Below are 18356 nucleotides of genomic sequence, written 5' to 3'. Positions count from 1 at the left end.
TAAGTGAAAGAGGGCGGATCGGATGATATCCGCGGTGAAGACGGCAATGGAGAGGACGATTATATTCTCCATTGCCGTAGTTTATATTGTACAGCAGTTGACGCAGCTGAAGATGCTTTCCCCTTTGCTGGGAAGCTTGGTCTTTATTGCAATCGCCTTGCTGCTTCCAAAGCTTAAGGGGATGACGCGTTGGCTTACCGCATTTTTTATGGCAGCCGGGGCGATCCTTTTGCTGCTGCAGAAAGCGGATACCGCGGTTTGGTTCGAGGCGGCCGAAATAAACGTGACGATCGTTACGCTGTTCCTATTCGCGCCTTTGTTTGGGATTCCTGTTCGGCTTCCCGAGTATATTGAAGCCTTGAAGCGGTTTTACGAAGCGAATCTTCGCAGTAATGCAGCTTTATTCGTGGGAACGCAGTTGCTGACCCAAATCATGGGTGTATTCATCAACGTTGGTTCGATCCCTGTCGTCTATCAAATGGTCTTTGTAAAGCCTCAGCCCGGTATGGCGCTGCTGCTTGGCAATGCGCTAAACCGGGGATTTGCAGGAGCGATCCTTTGGTCGCCATATTTCGCCGCGATGGCGCTCGTGACCTCGGCACTTGGGCTGCCCTGGACGTCCATTCTGCCTTATTTGCTCGGATTGGCAATTCTAAGTCTCGCCGTAAGCTGGGCGGTCGATCTGCGTAAATTGCGTCACGCCGAAATAGAAGCGCCTCAACTACCCGTGGAAAACAAGGAGAGAGCCGCTTTTCCGTTCGGACTCGGGCTATATTTAATAGCTGCGATTATTGTCATCTTAGCGATGGAGCAGCTGATCGAGCTGCCAATGGTCATGTTAATCTGTATGGCGGCTGTATTATTTCCTCTGATCTGGTGCTTGGCAAAGGGGGCGATGGCCGTATACAAGCAAGGAGTTAAGAATCATGTTACGGTCACTTTACCTGCTTTGCAGAAGGAGATAACGCTGTTTCTGGCCGCAGGCTTCTTCAGCGGGTCAATTGGCGCAACGAAGTTCGGTTCCGCTGTTCCCGTTCTGCTGGAGCATATCCCGCTGCCTGAATTCTTAACATTTTCCGTTTTGACGGTGGCTTTAATTGGGGGATCATCCTTGATCGGTCTTCATCCAATCGTGCCGGTGACTATCCTTGCGGGCGGCATTGATCCTTTGAGCGTGCAGATTAGCCCGACTTATTTCGCAGTGTTGCTGCTCGGAAGCTGGGCATTGTCCAATCCTATATCGCCGGCCTCGGCCGTGAACAACTTGCTGGCTGGTCTCTTTAAGAAGCCGGTGTTTGAGATGGCCGGATCGAATTATAAATATGCCGGTTGTATGGCGGTCGTTCTGCTAATTTATTTAATGGTTATGGGTGAACTAGTCCCTATGTTGGGGAATTAATTAACGAAACGTTTTGTAGGTTTAAGGCTGCAGCAGGAATGATATCGTGAAATGTCTACATAAAAATGTTTGGAAAAACAGCGACGCCTAGGACGATTAAAGTCCCTGGAAGTCGCTGTTTTTGTTGCGGGGATTGACCGGATCGGTCATTCAATAAGCTTTCACACAATATTTCTTGTTGACCTGGAGTTAACTCCTAGTAGTATACTCCATTCGAGCTTCTAACCATGCAAGATTAAATCAAGGTGGTGGATTACTAACGGTCTTAATTTTACTGAACAATTGCTGCTTCTTCGTTCATTAAAGGAGTAGAGTGAAGATATGTGTAAAACGCATGTTTTAAGTGTTGCAAGTGCGAAAGCGCCATTTAAAAAGACCACGATTGAGCGGAGAGAACTACGACCGAACGATATCTTGATCGATATTAAGTTTAGCGGGATTTGCCATTCCGACATCCACAATGCATTCGGTGAATGGGGAGGCGGGATCTTTCCAATGGTTCCCGGCCACAGCAGTAGGACCGGCTGTTACGGAATTTGCCATTGGCGATCGCGTTGGCGTAGGTTGTTTTATTGATTCCTGCGGAGAATGCGAATACTGCCTCAAGGGTGAAGAGCAATTTTGTACGAAGGGTTATGTCGGAACCTATAATTCGTTAGACTACGATGGCAATCCAACTTACGGCGGATATAGCCAAAAAATCGTCGTCACCGAAAGATTTGTTGTCCGCATTCCCGACAGCCTGGAGTTGGATGCTGCTAGCCCCCTTTTATGTGCTGGCATCACAACATATTCTCCGTTGAAGCACTGGAACGCCGGCCCGGGCAAGAAAGTTGCCATTGTGGGAATGGGCGGGCTTGGCCACCTGGCGGTACAATACGCGCATGCGTTAGGTGCGGAAGTAACGGTTTTGAGTCAGTCCATGAATAAGAAAAGCGAAGCTTTCGAATTGGGAGCGGACCATTATTTTGCAACGAGCGATCCCGCTGTGTTCACAGAGCTTGCCAATCGTTTCGACCTCATTTTAAACACCGTTGCCGCAAATCTTGACGTCGATGCGTACCTATCCTTGCTTCGCGTAGACGGAACGCTTGTGAATGTCGGTGCGCCGGCTGAATCGGACAAGTACCATGTCTTTTCCTTGATCATGAAACGACGCAACCTTGCCGGTTCGCTCGTTGGCGGGATTCGGGAAACCCAAGAGATGCTTAATTTCTCCGCTCAACACGGTATCGTTCCTAAAATTGAGTTAATTCGTGCCGACCAAGTCGACGAGGCATATCAGCGCGTGCTGCGCAGCGATGTGCGATATCGCTTCGTCATTGACATGTCTACTTTGTAAGATTAATAAACGGACCACTGAGGATTCGGTGGTCCGTTTATTATTAAGTAGAAGCTGGAGACACAAAGTCGTATGTCGTATCGGGCAAAAGCTAAGCTCAAGAAATAAGGTTTTAGCTTCCATCGATTGAAATGAAACAAAACAGTAAATTCTAAACATGTTGGGTTTCCGAGGCCTAATTACAGATTCTTTCCAGTAATGTTCCTAGCTGTTCGGCCAAAACATGATGGGGGAACGGCCTGTCGTTCGTGAACCAGTACTCTACTACGCCGACGTAAGCCGATGCAACGAACCGAACGACAACATCTTTATTTAATCCTTCGTTTATGCCTTTGGTTATATCAACCTCATCCTGGAACTCTTCGACAAGAAAGTCGAGAAAACGATTGCGAAAATATGGAGCGCCTTTACTCGTTAGCATCATCGAAAAGAACGTGTAATTCTGATCGAAGTACTCGGTCCAAATCAGTGACCCGTCTATGAAATCCATATCGGCTGCCGCTTTGCACATTTCGCGGAGTTCATTGATATGGGTCTCGATAAGCTTATCGAGCAAGTCGTATTTATCCAAGTAATGAAGATAGATCGTTCCTCGGCTTACATTAGCCTTGTCAGATAGCTCTTGTATCGTAATGTCATCGAATTTTTTTTCTGACATGAGTTCGATAACGGCTTTTTTTAATGCTTCCTGTGTTTTGAGAATTCTTCGATCCACTTTAGTCATAGAGGTCACCTTCGTTCTGTAATATTTTATAATTATATACAACTGTTCATTATTATATCAAGGTTTAATAATGATCCGATTTTTCAATGATTTTGGATATATTTATAATAGATCCGTAATCCGTATTGACTTGGAGTTAACTCCAGGCTGTAAGCTTATCTAAGCAGTGCTTTTCCTAATTAAAGACAAAGGAGCGAATGACGAATGGATTATGTCAAACTTGGACGTACCGGCTTGGATGTTTCGCGTATTTGCCTTGGTTGTATGAGCTATGGAATGCCCGAACGCGGAAACGCCCCGTGGTCGCTGAATGAAGAGGAAAGCAGATCGTTTATTAAACAAGCGCTGGAGCTCGGAATTAACTTTTTTGATACGGCGAATATGTATTCGGATGGTACAAGCGAGGAGTTTGTCGGACGCGCACTTAAGAGCTTCGCCCGTCGAGAGGAAATCGTGCTTGCGACCAAAGTTCGTTTCCGTATGCACCCGGGCCCGAATGGCGAAGGACTGTCCCGTAAGGCGATCATGAATGAAATCGACAACAGCCTGCGGCGGCTGGGTACGGATTACGTGGATTTATACCAGATCCACCGTTGGGACTACGGTACTCCGATAGAAGAAACGATGGAAGCGCTGCATGACGTCGTGAAAGCAGGAAAGGCAAGATATATAGGGGCTTCCTCCATGTACGCTTGGCAGTTTTTGAAGGCGCAGCATGCCGCGGAACGGAACGGGTGGACAAAGTTTATTTCCATGCAGAATCACTTGAATCTCCTGTATAGGGAAGAAGAGAGGGAGATGCTGCCGCTCTGCCGTGAAGATGGAATCGGTGTTATCCCATGGAGTCCGCTTGCGAAAGGCCTATTGACCCGGGATTGGAATGAGCAAACAGCCCGTTCCTCGAATGACCAAGTCGCAAAAGCGTTCTATTCGAAAACGGCAGACGCTGATCGTAAAGTCGTGGAAAGAGTTGCTGAGGTTGCGGCGAACCGCGGCATCCCTCGCGCGCAAGTCGCGCTGGCGTGGGTGCTGCAGAAGGAGCCGGTAACGGCGCCGATCGTCGGTGCAACTAAGCCGCATCATTTGGAGGATGCAGTGGCTGCTGTATCGGTGAAGCTGGATGAAAACGAAATTGCGAGCTTGGAAGAGGCGTATGTACCGCATCCGATTTCCGGCTTTTAATCATCGTAAGATGGATCGCTGAGATGTAATTGATCCTTTTTCATTCCTATTTGTGTTAGATTAAGGACAATGTCGGAATTAGGAGGGTAAACGCATGAGGATGGCAGAAGTCAGTACCAAATTTGAACTTTCACAGGATACGCTCCGCTACTATGAACGGATTGGATTGCTTCCTCCTGTGAATCGCAATAAAAGCGGTATTAGGGAGTATACGGAAGAAAACCTTCGATGGGTTGAATTCATTAAATGTATGCGAAACGCCGGTCTTCCAATTGAAGCCTTGATCGATTATGTCGGGATGTTCCAACAAGGCGATGAAACGCTTGAGGCAAGAAAAGAGCTGTTAATTGAGCAGCGTGAACAGCTGATCATAAGAATGGAAGACATGAAGTCTACGCTGGAACGGCTTAATGATAAAATTACTAGATATGAACAGACTGTACGTGAAAAAGAAAAAACACTAACAAGGCTCGAAAATGAGTACGATGAGGAGAATCGAAAATGAATCCATCCAATCATTTGACTGAAGGCGTCATCTTCCCGAAAGGCGATAAAATTACGAATAACTATTTCATCGGTACAGCGTGGCTCGAAATGATTGTTCCTTTCGATGCTACATTTAATTGCCCGATTGGCAATGTAACATTCGAACCAGGCGCAAGAAATAATTGGCATAAGCACCCTGGCGGACAGATTCTGCTTGTTACTGGCGGTATAGGTTATTATCAGGAGGAAGGCAAACCGGTCGAGATCCTTCGTGAAGGGGATGTCGTCAAGATCGATCCGGATGTGAAACATTGGCATGGGGCAACGCCGGACAGCTGGTTTGCGCATATTGCGATAAGCACGAATGTCCAAAAGGGCGATACCGAATGGTTGGAGCCCGTAATGGATGAGCAATATCACAACGGTTTTCAGCGATAACAGCAGGGCTATCCTAATCAAGAAGAGCTAGAACTGGAATAGGCTGCGAAATAGGCATTAGCCTCAATCAATAAAAGCCATGGGCACATACACTATCTCGGTAAGGATTTAATTATCGGGAGGAATATTTCATGAATTACGTGGTGCAGCCCGGCGATACGCTTTGGTCGATCGCTTCGAGGTTTGGAACTTCCGTTCAAGCCATCATGCAGGCGAACGGCCTGACAAACCCCAACTATATTTATGTCGGGTTAACGATATACATCCCTATACCCGGGCCGCCGTTTCCGCCTAGCCCGCCCGCACCGGATAACCTAGAGCGCAGGGTAACGCGCTTGGAACGTCAAGTGGAACGTTTGTCCAATGAATTTGAGCGTCTTCGCAGGCGCGTGGATCGTCTGGAGCAGCAATCATAAAAGGGTCCGCGACGGCGGATCTTTTTTCTTTTACAAGGTAATCCATGTGACGGAAAAAATGCAAAATCGATATTTAAGAATATGGTAAACGTTTTCTTTTTATCTGTCAATGCATTACGTAATCGTTTTTCTATAAATTGTTGTTGCTATAATCCGTTCAAAAAAAAGAGGATTGACATAGAATGGAAGTCCAAACTATAATCAAACCAAATCACAAACGGTCAAATATGAATGTAAACGGTCATAGATGTAGTCAAAATCAATCATTTGGGTAAGTGAAGCTGGAGGCTGTGCTTATGTACGAATTAGAGCGGAAGAGAAGAATACTGGACATATTAAACGAATGTTATCGCGTAGACGTGCAAGGACTGATACAGGAGCTCCAGGTTTCGGAATCTACGATTCGCCGCGATCTGAAGGAATTGGAAGAGAGCAATCATCTCAAGCGGACGCATGGCGGAGCCATTCCTTTGTACAACGTCCATTTTGAGCCTTCTTTTATTGAAAAGGAAATCAGCAACTGCGAACAAAAGAAAGCGATTGCGGAAGGTGCCGTGCAGTACATAGAGGACGGTGACGTTATTTTGCTCGATTCCGGCACAACAATGCTATATCTGGCCAAGGAATTGAAGCGATTCAAAAAGCTGACGATCGTAACGAACGCAGTGCCTTTGGCACAAGAGCTCCAGGCTTATAACGGCATCGAGCTGATATTTTTGGGCGGTACATTGCGCAAAGAGGTTATGTCTCTTGTCGGTCCGTTCGCTGAACATATTCTCAGCATGATTCACGTAGATAAAGCATTCATCGCGACAAATGGCATTCATCCGGTTGAAGGCATCAGTACGCCGAACATAGACGAGGCGAGTATCAAGCGCAAAATGATTGCGAGCGCGAAGGAAGTGATCCTGCTGGCCGATTCATCCAAGATTGATGAAATTAAACATGTGAAGTTTGCCAAGTTGTCTGACATTCAATTATTCGTGACGGATGACGGTATATCGGAAGAAAGCATAGGCGTATTCAAACGCAATGGATTAATGCTCCACGTGGTACCTTGCAGTGCCAGGAAAGATGAGGCGGGGAACAGCTAATCTTTATTCCGATGCTTTGTAAGCGATTTCTTATAGTCGAAATGTTAAGGAGGTGATGCTTTAGAGGAGATAGGATAATACCATAGCAGGCGCTTCAAGGGGAGTTTGTTTCAGTATGCGGCTCGCATAACCGATTGGAGCCAAAAGGAGTTGATCTCAGTCAGAACAAAAATCATAAAAGAACGAGTGTAAACAACGGCTTAGTCCACGGCGAATGGTTGCAGCCCAGTTGTTCACACCCGTATTTGAACATGCTTAAAAAATCGTGAAGATTTAAAAAGCAAGTCTATTTGTATTGTCTTAAATTTGACGGAATAAATCAAGTGCAGCCGGTGCGTATATTTTCTCAAAAAATATTGGAGGGTACTCAATGAAATCATATAAAACGTTTGGTCTAATCATATTGGCTCTGGTGTTCGTCCTTTCCGGCTGCTCAGGCAGTAACGGAGGCAGCAAAACAGGCTCAAATAATACGTCGGCTGCGACCAATGAAGCGGCGAATAAAGAAACGGATTCGGGTAAAACGGATGACCAGCCGGAACAGAAAAAAATGAAAATCGGATTGACAGTTCCAACGCTGGGTAACCCTTTCTTTGTTGCCATGTCAAAGGGTGCTCAAGAAGTGGCTGCCAAGCACAACGCGGAAGTCATCGTCGTATCGGCGGATCACGATCTGGCGAAGCAAACCCAGCAATTTGAAGATTTTATTACGCAAAAGGTGGATCTGATTCTGCTCAGCCCGTTTGATTCCAAAGGAATTGCCGGCGCGGTACAGCAAGCGAAAGCTGCGGGCATTCCGGTCGTTGCGCTGGACGGAAGCGCAGAAGGCGGTATCGATACCGTCGTCATGTCCGATAATGTGCAAGCAGGACGCCTTGCCGGTCAATATTTGGCTGACCGTTTGGAAGGTAAAGGAAACATCGTCATTATCGACGGACCTCCGGTATCTGCCGTTACCGACCGGATCAAAGGTTTCGAAGAAGTATTGGCCAAATACCCGGACATTAAAGTAGTGGCTAATCAGAACGGCGAAGGTAACCGTGAAAAAGCGCTGACGCTGATGGAAGGCATTCTTCAGGCGAATAAACAGATCGATGCCGTATTCTGTATCAATGACGAAGAAGGCGTTGGCGTCAAGATCGCTCAAGAGCAGGCTGGACGTTCGGATGAATTTTTCATTGTAGGCGTCGACGGCGCGCCAAGCGCGGCAGACGCTCTGAAAGAAAAGAAAAGTTATGCGGCAACTTCCGCTCAATTCCCGAACCAAATGGCTATTCAAGGGATCGAGTTGGCGATAAAGGTTCTGGGCGGCGAGACAGTAGAGCCGCAAGTGCTCATTCCGACGGAATTGATTACGCAGGATAATGTAGATGCCTACAAAGGCTGGTAATATCTAGGGGGCGAGATGCGTGATCTGATTCAGACAACGCATCTCGTCCAAATTTTGACCGCGTGTTGTAATCAGGTAACAAGGAGTAAGGAGTGGCCAAATGGAGACTGTACTAGCAACAAAACGCGCTGCGGAACCGAATGCCGGGTTGAAGCCTGTCATGAAGATGGAGTCCGTAAATAAATCCTTTTCAGGTGTCCAAGTTCTTCATAATGTCAATATCGAGTTGTATAAGGGAGAGGTTCATGCCCTCATGGGGGAGAATGGGGCAGGGAAATCAACTTTGATGAAAATCATGGCCGGCGTGTACCGTCCGGATTCCGGCCATATTCTGTATAAAAATGAATCGGCGGACTGGCCGAGTCCGATGGCGGCGAGAGATGAGGGTATTAGCGTCATCCATCAGGAAATCAGTCTGTCCCCCAACCTGTCGATCGGCGAAAATATTTTGATGGGTACGAAATTTCCGAGAAACAAGCTGGGACTTATTCAATGGAGTCTCATTTATGAGAAAGCGGAAGCGATTTTAAGATCGATCGGCTCGACTCTGGATCCAAAGGCAAAGGTATCCTCGCTTAGCATTGCTCAGCAGCAAATGGTGGAAATCGCCAGAGCCTTGTCCTTTCAGTCTGAAATTTTGATTATGGACGAACCTACGGCGTCATTAACCGATAAAGAAATCGAAAAGCTGTTCGTTATTATAGACGGTCTTAAGCGCAAAGGCGTCGCGATCGTTTATATATCCCATCGCATGGATGAAATATTCCGTATTTCCGACCGGTTCACTGTACTGCGCGACGGGAAATGGATTGCAAGCGGCCCGATATCGGATACGAATCCGGATAACCTGGTAAAGCTTATGGTCGGCAGGGAAATTAAGGACCTTTTTCAAAGAAAATATTCGGAGACTGCTGTAACGGCAAAGCGGGAGCCCGTTCTGGAATTACGCGATATTTCCGATAAAAAAACGGTAAAGGGTATTTCGCTTTGCTTGTATCCGGGTGAAATCGTCGGCTTGGCCGGTTTGGTGGGAGCGGGCAGGACGGAGCTCCTGCGGGCTATATTCGGTATATCGGCGCTTAGCGGCGGCCAAGTCATCATCGAAGGGAAGCCTGTGAACATCCAGTCGCCCTCCGACGCCATCCGTTACGGTATTGCCCATGTTCCGGAAAGCAGGAAGGAGCAGGGTTTATTTCCGAATCTGTCTGTTCAGGAAAATATTTTGATGGCCCAAATGCATAGCTACCGCAATAGCGGCATCTTGCAGTATGAGCGAATGAATAAGGATGCCGAACAATTTATTCAGGACTTAGGGGTAAAAGCCGCATCCAAGAACCAGAACGTAATGGGGCTCAGCGGCGGGAACCAGCAAAAGGTCGTCATTGCAAGATGGCTGTCAACCTTGCCCAAGGTACTCCTGCTTGATGAACCGACCAGGGGCGTAGACATTGGGGCCAAAACGGAAATTCATAAAATTATTAGCAAGCTTGCAGAGCAAGGTCTTGCTGTGCTGGTCGTTTCCTCCGAGCTGCCGGAGATATTAGGCATTAGCGACCGCATTTTGGTCATGCATGAAGGAAAGATCAAGGCGGAGCTGCCTAGGCAGGAAGCGACGCAGGAAAAAATCATGTATTACGCAACAGGGGAGATTAATTAAATGCAGACTAACCTTCAACCTTCTGTAGGCAAAGACCAAATGATCAATAAAAAATTCAGCCATGTCTTTAATCAATTGGGCATGGTCATCATACTGCTGCTGCTGACCGCGGGAATGGCGGTCTTCGCACCCCACTTTCTGGAAATGAGCAATATGCTGAACATCTTTAAACAGGTATCGATTACGGCAATTCTCGCGGCAGGGATGACGCTTGTCATTTTGACGGGCGGCATCGATCTTTCCGTCGGTTCTACGGTTGCCTTGTCGGGCGTCATCTCGGTCATGATTACGAACGCCGGCGTCAATCCCATTATCTCCATGCTGGCTGGAGCGGCAATCGGGCTTGCCGCGGGCGCAATCAACGGATATTTAACTGCCGTTCCCAAACTGCCGTCTTTTATCGTCACGCTGGGCAGCATGACCTATTTAAGAGGCTTGGCGCTTGTGATAAGCGGAGGATACCCGCTTGTACTGACGAACGAGACGTTCAAATTTATCGGAGCAGGTAAAATACTCGGCATTCCAACGCCGATCTACATTATGACGCTGGTTTACATCATTATGTTTTTCGTATTGAAATACACGATGTTCGGCCGTCATGTCTATGCGGTGGGAGGCAATGAAGAGGCTGCTAGGCTAACGGGGATCAAGGTTGAGCGAACGCTTATCAAGGTTTATTCCATCAGCGGGCTGTTAGCCGGAATTGCAGGTGTCGTCCTTGCCGGCAGGCTTTTCTCAGGGCAGCCTACTGCAGGGAATATGGCGGAATTAGACGCCATAGCAGCGGTTATTCTCGGAGGAACCAGCTTTGTAGGAGGCTTCGGCCGCATCCAGGGTACAATCATCGGCGTTTTAATTATTGCTGTGTTAAACAACGGTTTGACTCTCTTAAACGTGGATTCCTATTGGCAAAAGGTTATCATGGGCTGCGTTATCGTTGCGGCCGTGCTGCTGGACCGCATTCGCAATCGCAGACGAGGCTAATGATTGATCCTCTCCCTAGGCACCACCGTATACAAATGTTAAACACGCTGAAACAGGCGTGTTTTTTTGTGCTTCGCGGAGACCAAATGCAAATCATTACGATGAAAATCCAATCATCGTTATATAGTTAACGCTTTTGAATCCCCTTACAATGAATAGTAGAAGGAGGGACGAAACATCATGTTAGCAAGCCTATACAAATATCGTTGGCAATACGTAATGATTTTGCCGGCCGTTTTGCTTTTGTTTTTGTTCAATTATGTTCCTATGGCAGGGATCCAAATCGCATTTCGGGATTTTCAGATCGGGTCATCGATTTGGGACAGCACATGGGTAGGTCTGGACAATTTTTCATTTTTGCAGGAATCGCAATTTTGGATCGTTGTGAAAAATACGCTGTTTATTTCGGTATTGAAATTTGTATTCGGTTTTCCGGCCCCTATTGTATTGGCCATCATGATTAATGAACTGGTTCATTCCGGCTTCAAAAGATTCGTGCAGTCCGTGAGCTATTTGCCGCATTTCTTCTCTTGGATTGTCGTAGCTTACATTTTGCAATCCTTTCTAACGTTAGACGGCGGTTTGGCTAACGACTTGATTACCAAAATGGGCGGAGAGCCGATATTTTTCCTTGGATCGGAGGCATGGTTCCGGCCAATGGTTGTTTCCAGCGGTCTGTGGAAGGAAGTAGGCTGGAATACGATTTTGTATCTTGCAGCCATTTCGGCAATTGATCCGCAGCTCTATGAAGCAGCCAAAGTGGAAGGCGCGGGGAAGTGGGCTCAAATTCGGCATGTAACGCTGCCTGGCATTATGCCGACCGTCTCCATTGTTCTTATTCTCAGCATCCCGAGTTTAATCGCCGTAGGCATGGATCAGATTTATCCGCTTATGAATCCGGCAAATATGCAGGTGGCGGATGTTCTGGATACGTATGTCCTTCGAAGCGGGCTGCAGCAGGGTTATTTTGGAATGGCTACCGCTATTGGACTGCTGTCTTCGCTTATTAGCCTTGTGCTGGTCGTTCTCACCAACCAGATATCCAGAAAATTGAATGGCGAGGGGTTATGGTAATTGAAGAAACGTTCAACCGGAGAAATACTCTCTCAAAGTATTATCGTCATTTTAATGCTGCTGCTTTGCTTATCCGTGCTCTATCCGTTCGCCTACATGCTGTCGATTTCGTTGAACGAGGGAACCGATGCGGCGAAGGGTGGGGTGTATTTATGGCCTAGAGCATTTACACTTATAAATTATGAAATCGTGTTAGGCAATGAAGTCATCCAGCATGCTTATCTTATTACGATTGCACGGACAGTTCTCGGTACGATCGCCGGACTTCTGGTCACGCTGATGGTTGCTTTCGGCTTATCTTATCAACGGATTCCGTTCCGGAAATCGATTTTAAGCTATATTCTTATAACCATGCTATTTAGCGGCGGACTTGTACCCCTGTATATCCAGTTATATAACCTGGGTCTTATAAACAATTTTATGGTCTATATTATTCCGGGCCTATTCTCTGCATGGAACATGTTCGTTATGCTGAAGTTTATTCAAGGCATTCCGGAGGCGCTTATAGAGTCGGCTGAGCTAGACGGTGCGGGACCTTTTCGAATTCTTATTCAGATTATCGTCCCATTATCGAAGCCGATGCTGGCGGCGATTGGTTTATTCACGGCAGTCGGGCACTGGAATGATTGGTTCGCGGGAGCATTCTACGTCACCGAGCAGAATCTAATCCCTGTCCAAACCTTTCTTCAGCAGCTGCTTTCAGCGCAGGATATGTCGGCTATATTAGGATCGAATTCGAATCAGGAAGCATTGGCAAGAGGGTCGCAAATGCAAAACGTGACTTTGATGTCAATCAAAATGGCAACCGTTATGGTAAGCGCGATTCCGATCCTATGCGTGTATCCATTTCTCCAGAAGTATTTTGTAAAAGGTGTGCTCATTGGCTCGGTCAAAGGGTAACAGCCAACAATGTGAGGGTATCAGGATTAACCATATACCAGGATTAATGAAACGAAAAAGGGGAGAAAAATGAATGAACAAGGGTAAGTGGCTCAGAAATAGCGGACTTGGAGCGATGGCAATCTGCCTGCTGCTTACGGCTGCCGTTGGATGTTCGGATTCGAATTCTTCGAACAACAATACAAGGAACGCCGTAGAAGAGAAAGAGAATGAAGAAGCGGCAGCGGGCTCGCAAAAGTTTAATTTATGGCTGGGATGGTCAGCGACAATCAACAATGACAGCCTTGTACAAAAATATTGGAAAGAAGAAGAGCCGGGCATCGAAGTAGAACTTGAAGCTACGCAGGGCGACGCGGTAACAGCGCTTAACCTGAAGCTGAACACCGGCGGCTTTGAAGATGCAGCCGTATTTGGCCGCAGCGAAATCGTAAAAGCAGCAATGATCCGCTCCAATAAGGTCCTTCCGGTCGAGCAATATTTTGATATGCCGGATAAGTATCCCAGCCTAGCTGCCATTCCAAAAGAATATTTGGAAGAGATGAAGGATGCCGATGGCCATATTTGGTCGATACCCACATGGTTTGATCAAAATCCGGATAACCCATGGCCGGGCTGGGCGTCGCAGACATGGCTCGTTCGTACGGATGTGCTGGAGAAAGCAGGCATGACCGTCGCGGATTTGGCTTCCATAGAAGGGGTAGAAGCGTATCTGAAGAAAGCGGCAGAGCAGAAAGACGATTCCGGCAAGCCGTTGCTGCCGCTTAGTTTCTTGATGGACCCTAATGACACAGCAACCTGGAACGATGAAAACGCAATTCTGAGCACGTTCGGAGTTACAACAGGCGGCGGAATCATTCCGGCCGAGAAAAAAGGCGACGAGCTGGTCCTCTTGTACGATGATCCGCAATATAAAGCTGCCTATCAATGGATGAACAAGATGTATCGTGAGAATCTGGTTGATCCCGAGGTTGTAACCGACAAGAAGGAACGCTACAAGGAGAAGAACAAAGCTGGACGGGTAGCGATGAATGTAGGAAGCTTCTTTAATGTAGATGCGTCCCTATGGGAACAACTGGACGGACCGACTGAACCGGGCTGGTTCTATCAAGTCGTGCCGTTCCCTAAAGTACAAGGCGTGGAAAAGCTTGGAGCGAATACCGTGATTAATCCTTACCCGGGTTATGATGTATACATCAGCAAGGGCTCCAAAAACATAGAGTCGATTCTGAAGTTTCTAGATTACACCCTGCAGCCAAAAGCAGAACAACAAAATGTCATCAATGAAGGTCCGGAAGGCAAGTTCTGGGGTTGGATTGACCAGCCGCTCGGACAATGGAAATACATTGACGCAGAATACGAAAAAGCACGCAATTCGGGCGAGCCTGCACAAAAAGCAAAAGTAACGCCTGAACTCTATATGATTTCTTCCTATAACAACGACTGGTATCCGTGGTGGAACTACGGCCAAAGCGATAAGGCCGGCAGCAAGAAAACAGCGGAATTCACCGAAGCGGTTGGCCAGATGGGCGGCGTTCGCAGCTCGCAACCCCATGATCTCGTGAAGGCTAAAACAGGCGGACTGCTGGAGAAATACTTGCCTGAGTTGGAAAATATCCGTAAGGAATACCGCGCGAAGCTTATCATGTCAAAAAGCGAAGAGCAGTTTGAAGACACTTGGCTGGCATTCCGCGATGCGCTGGAAAAACGAAGCCACTGGAGCGAGGTCAAGCAAGAATGGCTTGCGCAATATGAGGCTTTGATCAAAGAACAAGGCGAATGATAAATGCCGTTGGAGCAACCTTGCAATAAGGTTGCTCCCTTTTCCATTGGACGTATAATGAGTAGAATGATGGGAAGGGGGGATTATAATGCGCTTACGCCGCAGCATTGAAAGAATCGTTATCCGTTTTACAAGCAGCATGAACCTCCGACGAAAGGTCTTGATTCTTTACGTCGCCATTATTTTCATTCCTACGATCCTGCTTGGAATTGTTGCTGGTTATCTAGCGCTGGAAAGCTTCCGCGTGAATTATTTGGTCACGATTAACGAAGCGATGCGCCAAACGGTGCAGAATATAGAATTTCGCAAACAGAGCTATGATGTGCTTGCTATCAGGACGGCAACAGACGGAGAACTGATATCCAGGTTAAGCCGGGATTATGCGGATATGTTTGAGCAATTAAATACGGTAGAGTACGTTGACCGGTCTTTTGTGTTCACGAGTAAATATTTGCCGGGCATTGACGATTTTCGAATCTATCACACAAATCCAATGCTTGTGCAGGACGGACGGCTGCTTTGGAAATCCGAAGGGCGTGTTTTGCTGCCGGGCTTAAGCGAAACGGAATGGTTTGCGAAAGCAAAGCAGGCCTCAAGTTCGTATATTTGGAGCAACGTTAACAAAGACAAGCTTATTATTTCCCATAAAATCAATGCTCCATCAGGCCATTTACTAGGAATCGTCTATATGCTGCTCGATTATAAGACGGTTTTTGGGAATTTATTCGACCGTCCATTCAGCGGTTCCGGCGAATTATCGATTATTGACGAGAGCAGAAACATTATCGTTTCTTCGGATCCTCAGAAGATTGGTTTAAAGCTTCAAAATACCTCGTTATCGGAGAATTATGAAGAGGCAAGCGTGGCCGGCGGTCTTACGGTAAATGGAAATCTGTTTATGGTGAAGCCCATTGATTCGAAATGGCAGGTTGCCGCGGTGATTCATATGGACCAGCTGGAAAAGCAGTCCAAGACGATTTTATACGGCATCATTTTAGTTGTGTTCTTTTTTCTGTTATTTTCAACCTTTTTAATGATGACCGTTCTCAAAAATGTCGTATGGCGCATTCACAAGCTCGGCACCCGAATGTATGATGTCAGTCAAGGCCAGTTCGATGTCAGTATACGGAATACGGAAAAGGATGAGCTTGGCGAGCTCGAGATTTTATTTAATTCGATGTCCGGGCGCTTAGGTAGGCTTGTTGAGGATATCACGCAAGCGAACCTCAAGGAACGTGAGCAATCCTTCAAAGCTTTGCAGGCGCAGATCAATCCGCATTTCATTTACAATTCATTAAGCTTGCTTAGATGGCGGGCGCTCGACCTGCAGGATGAGACGCAGCTTAAGACGATCGATGCATTAACCGCTTTTTACCGATTGGCGTTAGATAATAAAATTAATGTGACGCAAATTCAAGGCGAGCTTGAGCATGTAAAAGCATATCTGGAAATACAAGAGATGCGTTATCCGGGGAGGGTAAGGCTGGAGTGGAATATCGATCAGGAATTATTGCATTTCTATACGATTAAGCTGCTTCTGCAGCCCATTGTAGAGAATTGTTATATGCATGGCAACATAACGGGCAGGAAAGAAGCTTTCATTCGAATAACGGTTGAAAGGAAACACGGAAACGTTCGGTTCGAGGTATATGACAACGGCAGAGGCATACCAGCCGAGGTGCTGGAACAACTACGGTCAGGACAACGGGTGGGGAACGGAAACGGATTTGGCACCGCGAACATTCGGGAGCGGCTCCAGCTGTACTTCGAGGATCAACATGAATTTACAATGGAAAGCAAAGAAAATGAATGGACGGCGGTTAGTATCACTATCCCGGCATATGCACAAAGGCCACAGATCAGGAAGGATGTGTGACGTTGTTAAAAGCATTGATCGTTGATGACGAACCCTCTCATATTCAAGGGCTGGTTCGTTACATTAAATGGAAGGAGCTTGGATTTGATGCTCCTTTCACGGCAGAGTCGGGACAAGAGGCACTGGATTTGCTCGGAAAATCCGAGGTTGACGTGCTTATTTCCGATGTTTCGATGCCCGTCATGAACGGGATTGATCTTGTTGCAAAGTGCAAAGCATCCCATCCTCAGCTTCAGGTTCTTATGATTAGCGGTTATAACGAATTTGAATTTGTTCAGGAAGCGATGAATGTCGGGGCTCAGGCCTACGTACTGAAGCCTATAAAAGTAGAAGAAGTAGAGAGTAAATTAACCGAGTTTCGCATGACGCTCGAAAAACTGGGGCAGATGAAAAATCAAACCCTCGAGCTTCAGAAGAAAGTAACCGGCAGCCTGGACGTTGTGAGAGAACGTTTTGTTACAGATGTGATCGAAGAAGGCGGCGTTAATCCTGAGATGCTGCATTCCTGGGGCCGCCTGCTCGAGCTTCCGATGCACCATCCAAAGATCGGACTAATTGTGTTCGGCTTCGATGATTACCATTCTTCAGGACAGGAAGCGAGAGAGCGTGTCGTCATTGGAGCCGGGCTTTTGAAAGCGGTTCATATTGGACTTCATGAATATAAACAAGTATTTGTTGCCAAGATCGGTGCGGATGAGGTCGCGGCTTTGCATAATGATTTAAATCCAAGAGAACGTGCCGCGATCGACAAGCAGCTGGCCTTCGTACAAAGCGTCATGCAGGAGCAGTATGGGACAACGGTCACCATCGGAATCAGCAGGGTATGCGAATCATGGGGAGAGGTTCCGTCTCTTTATAAGGAAGTTAAATTCATGATTGCCAGATCCCGGCTGGTCGAAGGCGGTCAAATCTCGCACTACGACCATCTGGATGAGTCAGACTTTCAACAATTTCGACTGCGCGAAGAGGTAATACCCGAAATTATTCAGCTGACGGAAACCTCAGCGGATTCCCATAAGGTTGTCGCATACGTAAACAATGTATTTGATTTGCTGTTATCGCAGCCATCGATGCATTTTACCTATATCCAAGCGTTTGGCATGGCAATCCTGAGCGAGCTGGCCCGCAAGCGGAAATGGAACAACGATCTGGGCGGAGAAATGAATCTGCAAATGTGGCAAAGTCTGATCCATTGCCGAAACGAAACGCAAATACGAGACACGGTTCTCGATTACATTCACCGCTATATGGCTATTGAAACAAAAGGCGAGGCGAGCCAGCGGCATAATTTAATCGGCAAGGTTATCGAGTATATGGAGAAGCATTTCCAGGAGCATGTGACCGTCAAGCAAATTGCAGGAATCTACCATTTGAATGCCAGTTACCTAAGCGTGCTTTTCAAAAAAGAGACGGGCAAAACCATCTCGGATTTTTTACAGGAAACGCGGATGAATAAAGCGAAGGAGCTCCTGCGCGATCCGAGTATCAAGGTTTATGAGGTATCCGAGCAAGTCGGATTTCAAACGCCAGCTTATTTTGCTTACTTGTTCAAGAAAACAACGGGATATACCCCGCAAGAATTTAGGGACTATTATTAACGCCGCTAGGCAATTT

15 protein-coding genes and 1 pseudogene are annotated in these 18356 nt (G+C 46.9%); 15 read left to right on the top strand and 1 reads right to left on the bottom strand.

Features of this window, described 5'->3' with window-relative positions; translation table 11 throughout:
- The first annotated feature begins 22 nt into the window (after positions 1–22).
- Together ACN6MW_RS03350 and ACN6MW_RS03345 are read left to right on the top strand one after the other, a co-directional pair.
- Positions 23–1399 carry a hypothetical protein gene (locus ACN6MW_RS03350; RefSeq protein WP_419874221.1) on the top strand — a complete coding sequence of 459 codons (1377 nt, stop codon included), beginning with the start codon at positions 23–25 and terminating at the stop codon, positions 1397–1399.
- Between the two features lie 321 nt (positions 1400–1720).
- Positions 1721–2741, top strand: a pseudogene (locus tag ACN6MW_RS03345) (NAD(P)-dependent alcohol dehydrogenase).
- A 175-nt stretch (positions 2742–2916) separates the two neighbouring features.
- On the opposite strand, the gene ACN6MW_RS03340 reads toward ACN6MW_RS03345, so the two are convergent.
- Entirely contained in the window at positions 2917–3465 is a 549-nt protein-coding gene (locus ACN6MW_RS03340) for a TetR/AcrR family transcriptional regulator (RefSeq protein WP_419874220.1), read from the bottom strand.
- Positions 3466–3669: 204 nt separating this feature from the next.
- Here ACN6MW_RS03340 and ACN6MW_RS03335 point away from each other — a divergent pair, with 204 nt between their 5' ends.
- The 13 genes from ACN6MW_RS03335 (at position 3670) to ACN6MW_RS03275 (ending at position 18340) form a co-directional block, all read left to right on the top strand.
- Complete coding sequence (locus ACN6MW_RS03335; protein ID WP_419874219.1) at positions 3670–4647, top strand: aldo/keto reductase; 978 nt, start codon at positions 3670–3672, stop codon at positions 4645–4647.
- A 94-nt stretch (positions 4648–4741) separates the two neighbouring features.
- Positions 4742–5152 (top strand): MerR family transcriptional regulator, encoded by a 411-nt coding sequence (locus ACN6MW_RS03330; protein WP_419874218.1) that lies wholly within the window; start codon positions 4742–4744, stop codon positions 5150–5152.
- Positions 5149–5571: a cupin domain-containing protein gene (locus ACN6MW_RS03325; RefSeq protein WP_419874217.1), complete on the top strand. Its 423-nt coding sequence runs from the start codon at positions 5149–5151 to the stop codon at positions 5569–5571. Before ACN6MW_RS03330 ends, ACN6MW_RS03325 begins: the two co-directional genes overlap by 4 nt.
- A gap of 131 nt (positions 5572–5702) precedes the next feature.
- A complete protein-coding gene (locus ACN6MW_RS03320; protein WP_364153287.1) occupies positions 5703–5987 on the top strand; it encodes a LysM peptidoglycan-binding domain-containing protein in 285 nt (94 codons plus the stop codon).
- Positions 5988–6283: 296 nt separating this feature from the next.
- Positions 6284–7081 (top strand): DeoR/GlpR family DNA-binding transcription regulator, encoded by a 798-nt coding sequence (locus ACN6MW_RS03315; RefSeq protein ID WP_419874216.1) that lies wholly within the window; start codon positions 6284–6286, stop codon positions 7079–7081.
- Between the two features lie 370 nt (positions 7082–7451).
- Positions 7452–8471 (top strand): ABC transporter substrate-binding protein, encoded by a 1020-nt coding sequence (locus ACN6MW_RS03310; protein ID WP_419874215.1) that lies wholly within the window; start codon positions 7452–7454, stop codon positions 8469–8471.
- A 100-nt stretch (positions 8472–8571) separates the two neighbouring features.
- Positions 8572–10128 carry a sugar ABC transporter ATP-binding protein gene (locus ACN6MW_RS03305; RefSeq protein ID WP_419874214.1) on the top strand — a complete coding sequence of 519 codons (1557 nt, stop codon included), beginning with the start codon at positions 8572–8574 and terminating at the stop codon, positions 10126–10128.
- Positions 10129–11112 carry an ABC transporter permease gene (locus tag ACN6MW_RS03300; RefSeq protein WP_419874213.1) on the top strand — a complete coding sequence of 328 codons (984 nt, stop codon included), beginning with the start codon at positions 10129–10131 and terminating at the stop codon, positions 11110–11112.
- Positions 11113–11292: 180 nt separating this feature from the next.
- Positions 11293–12186, top strand: a complete 894-nt coding sequence (locus tag ACN6MW_RS03295) for an ABC transporter permease (protein ID WP_364153300.1) — start codon at positions 11293–11295, stop codon at positions 12184–12186.
- The gene (locus ACN6MW_RS03290) at positions 12187–13086 is read left to right on the top strand and encodes a carbohydrate ABC transporter permease (protein ID WP_419874212.1); all 900 of its coding nucleotides are present in this window, start codon (positions 12187–12189) and stop codon (positions 13084–13086) included.
- A gap of 73 nt (positions 13087–13159) precedes the next feature.
- The gene (locus ACN6MW_RS03285) at positions 13160–14866 is read left to right on the top strand and encodes a hypothetical protein (protein WP_419874211.1); all 1707 of its coding nucleotides are present in this window, start codon (positions 13160–13162) and stop codon (positions 14864–14866) included.
- Between the two features lie 88 nt (positions 14867–14954).
- Positions 14955–16742, top strand: coding sequence for a histidine kinase (locus tag ACN6MW_RS03280; protein ID WP_419874210.1), 1788 nt, complete (start codon positions 14955–14957; stop codon positions 16740–16742).
- Entirely contained in the window at positions 16739–18340 is a 1602-nt protein-coding gene (locus ACN6MW_RS03275; protein WP_419874209.1) for a response regulator, read from the top strand. Before ACN6MW_RS03280 ends, ACN6MW_RS03275 begins: the two co-directional genes overlap by 4 nt.
- Positions 18341–18356: the final 16 nt, after the last annotated feature.

The sequence above is a fragment of the Pristimantibacillus sp. PTI5 genome (assembly GCF_048572955.1).
Lineage (GTDB): Bacteria > Bacillota > Bacilli > Paenibacillales > Paenibacillaceae > Pristimantibacillus.
Note: the sequence above shows the minus strand (reverse complement) of the source record. Positions and strands in the feature narration are given on the sequence as shown.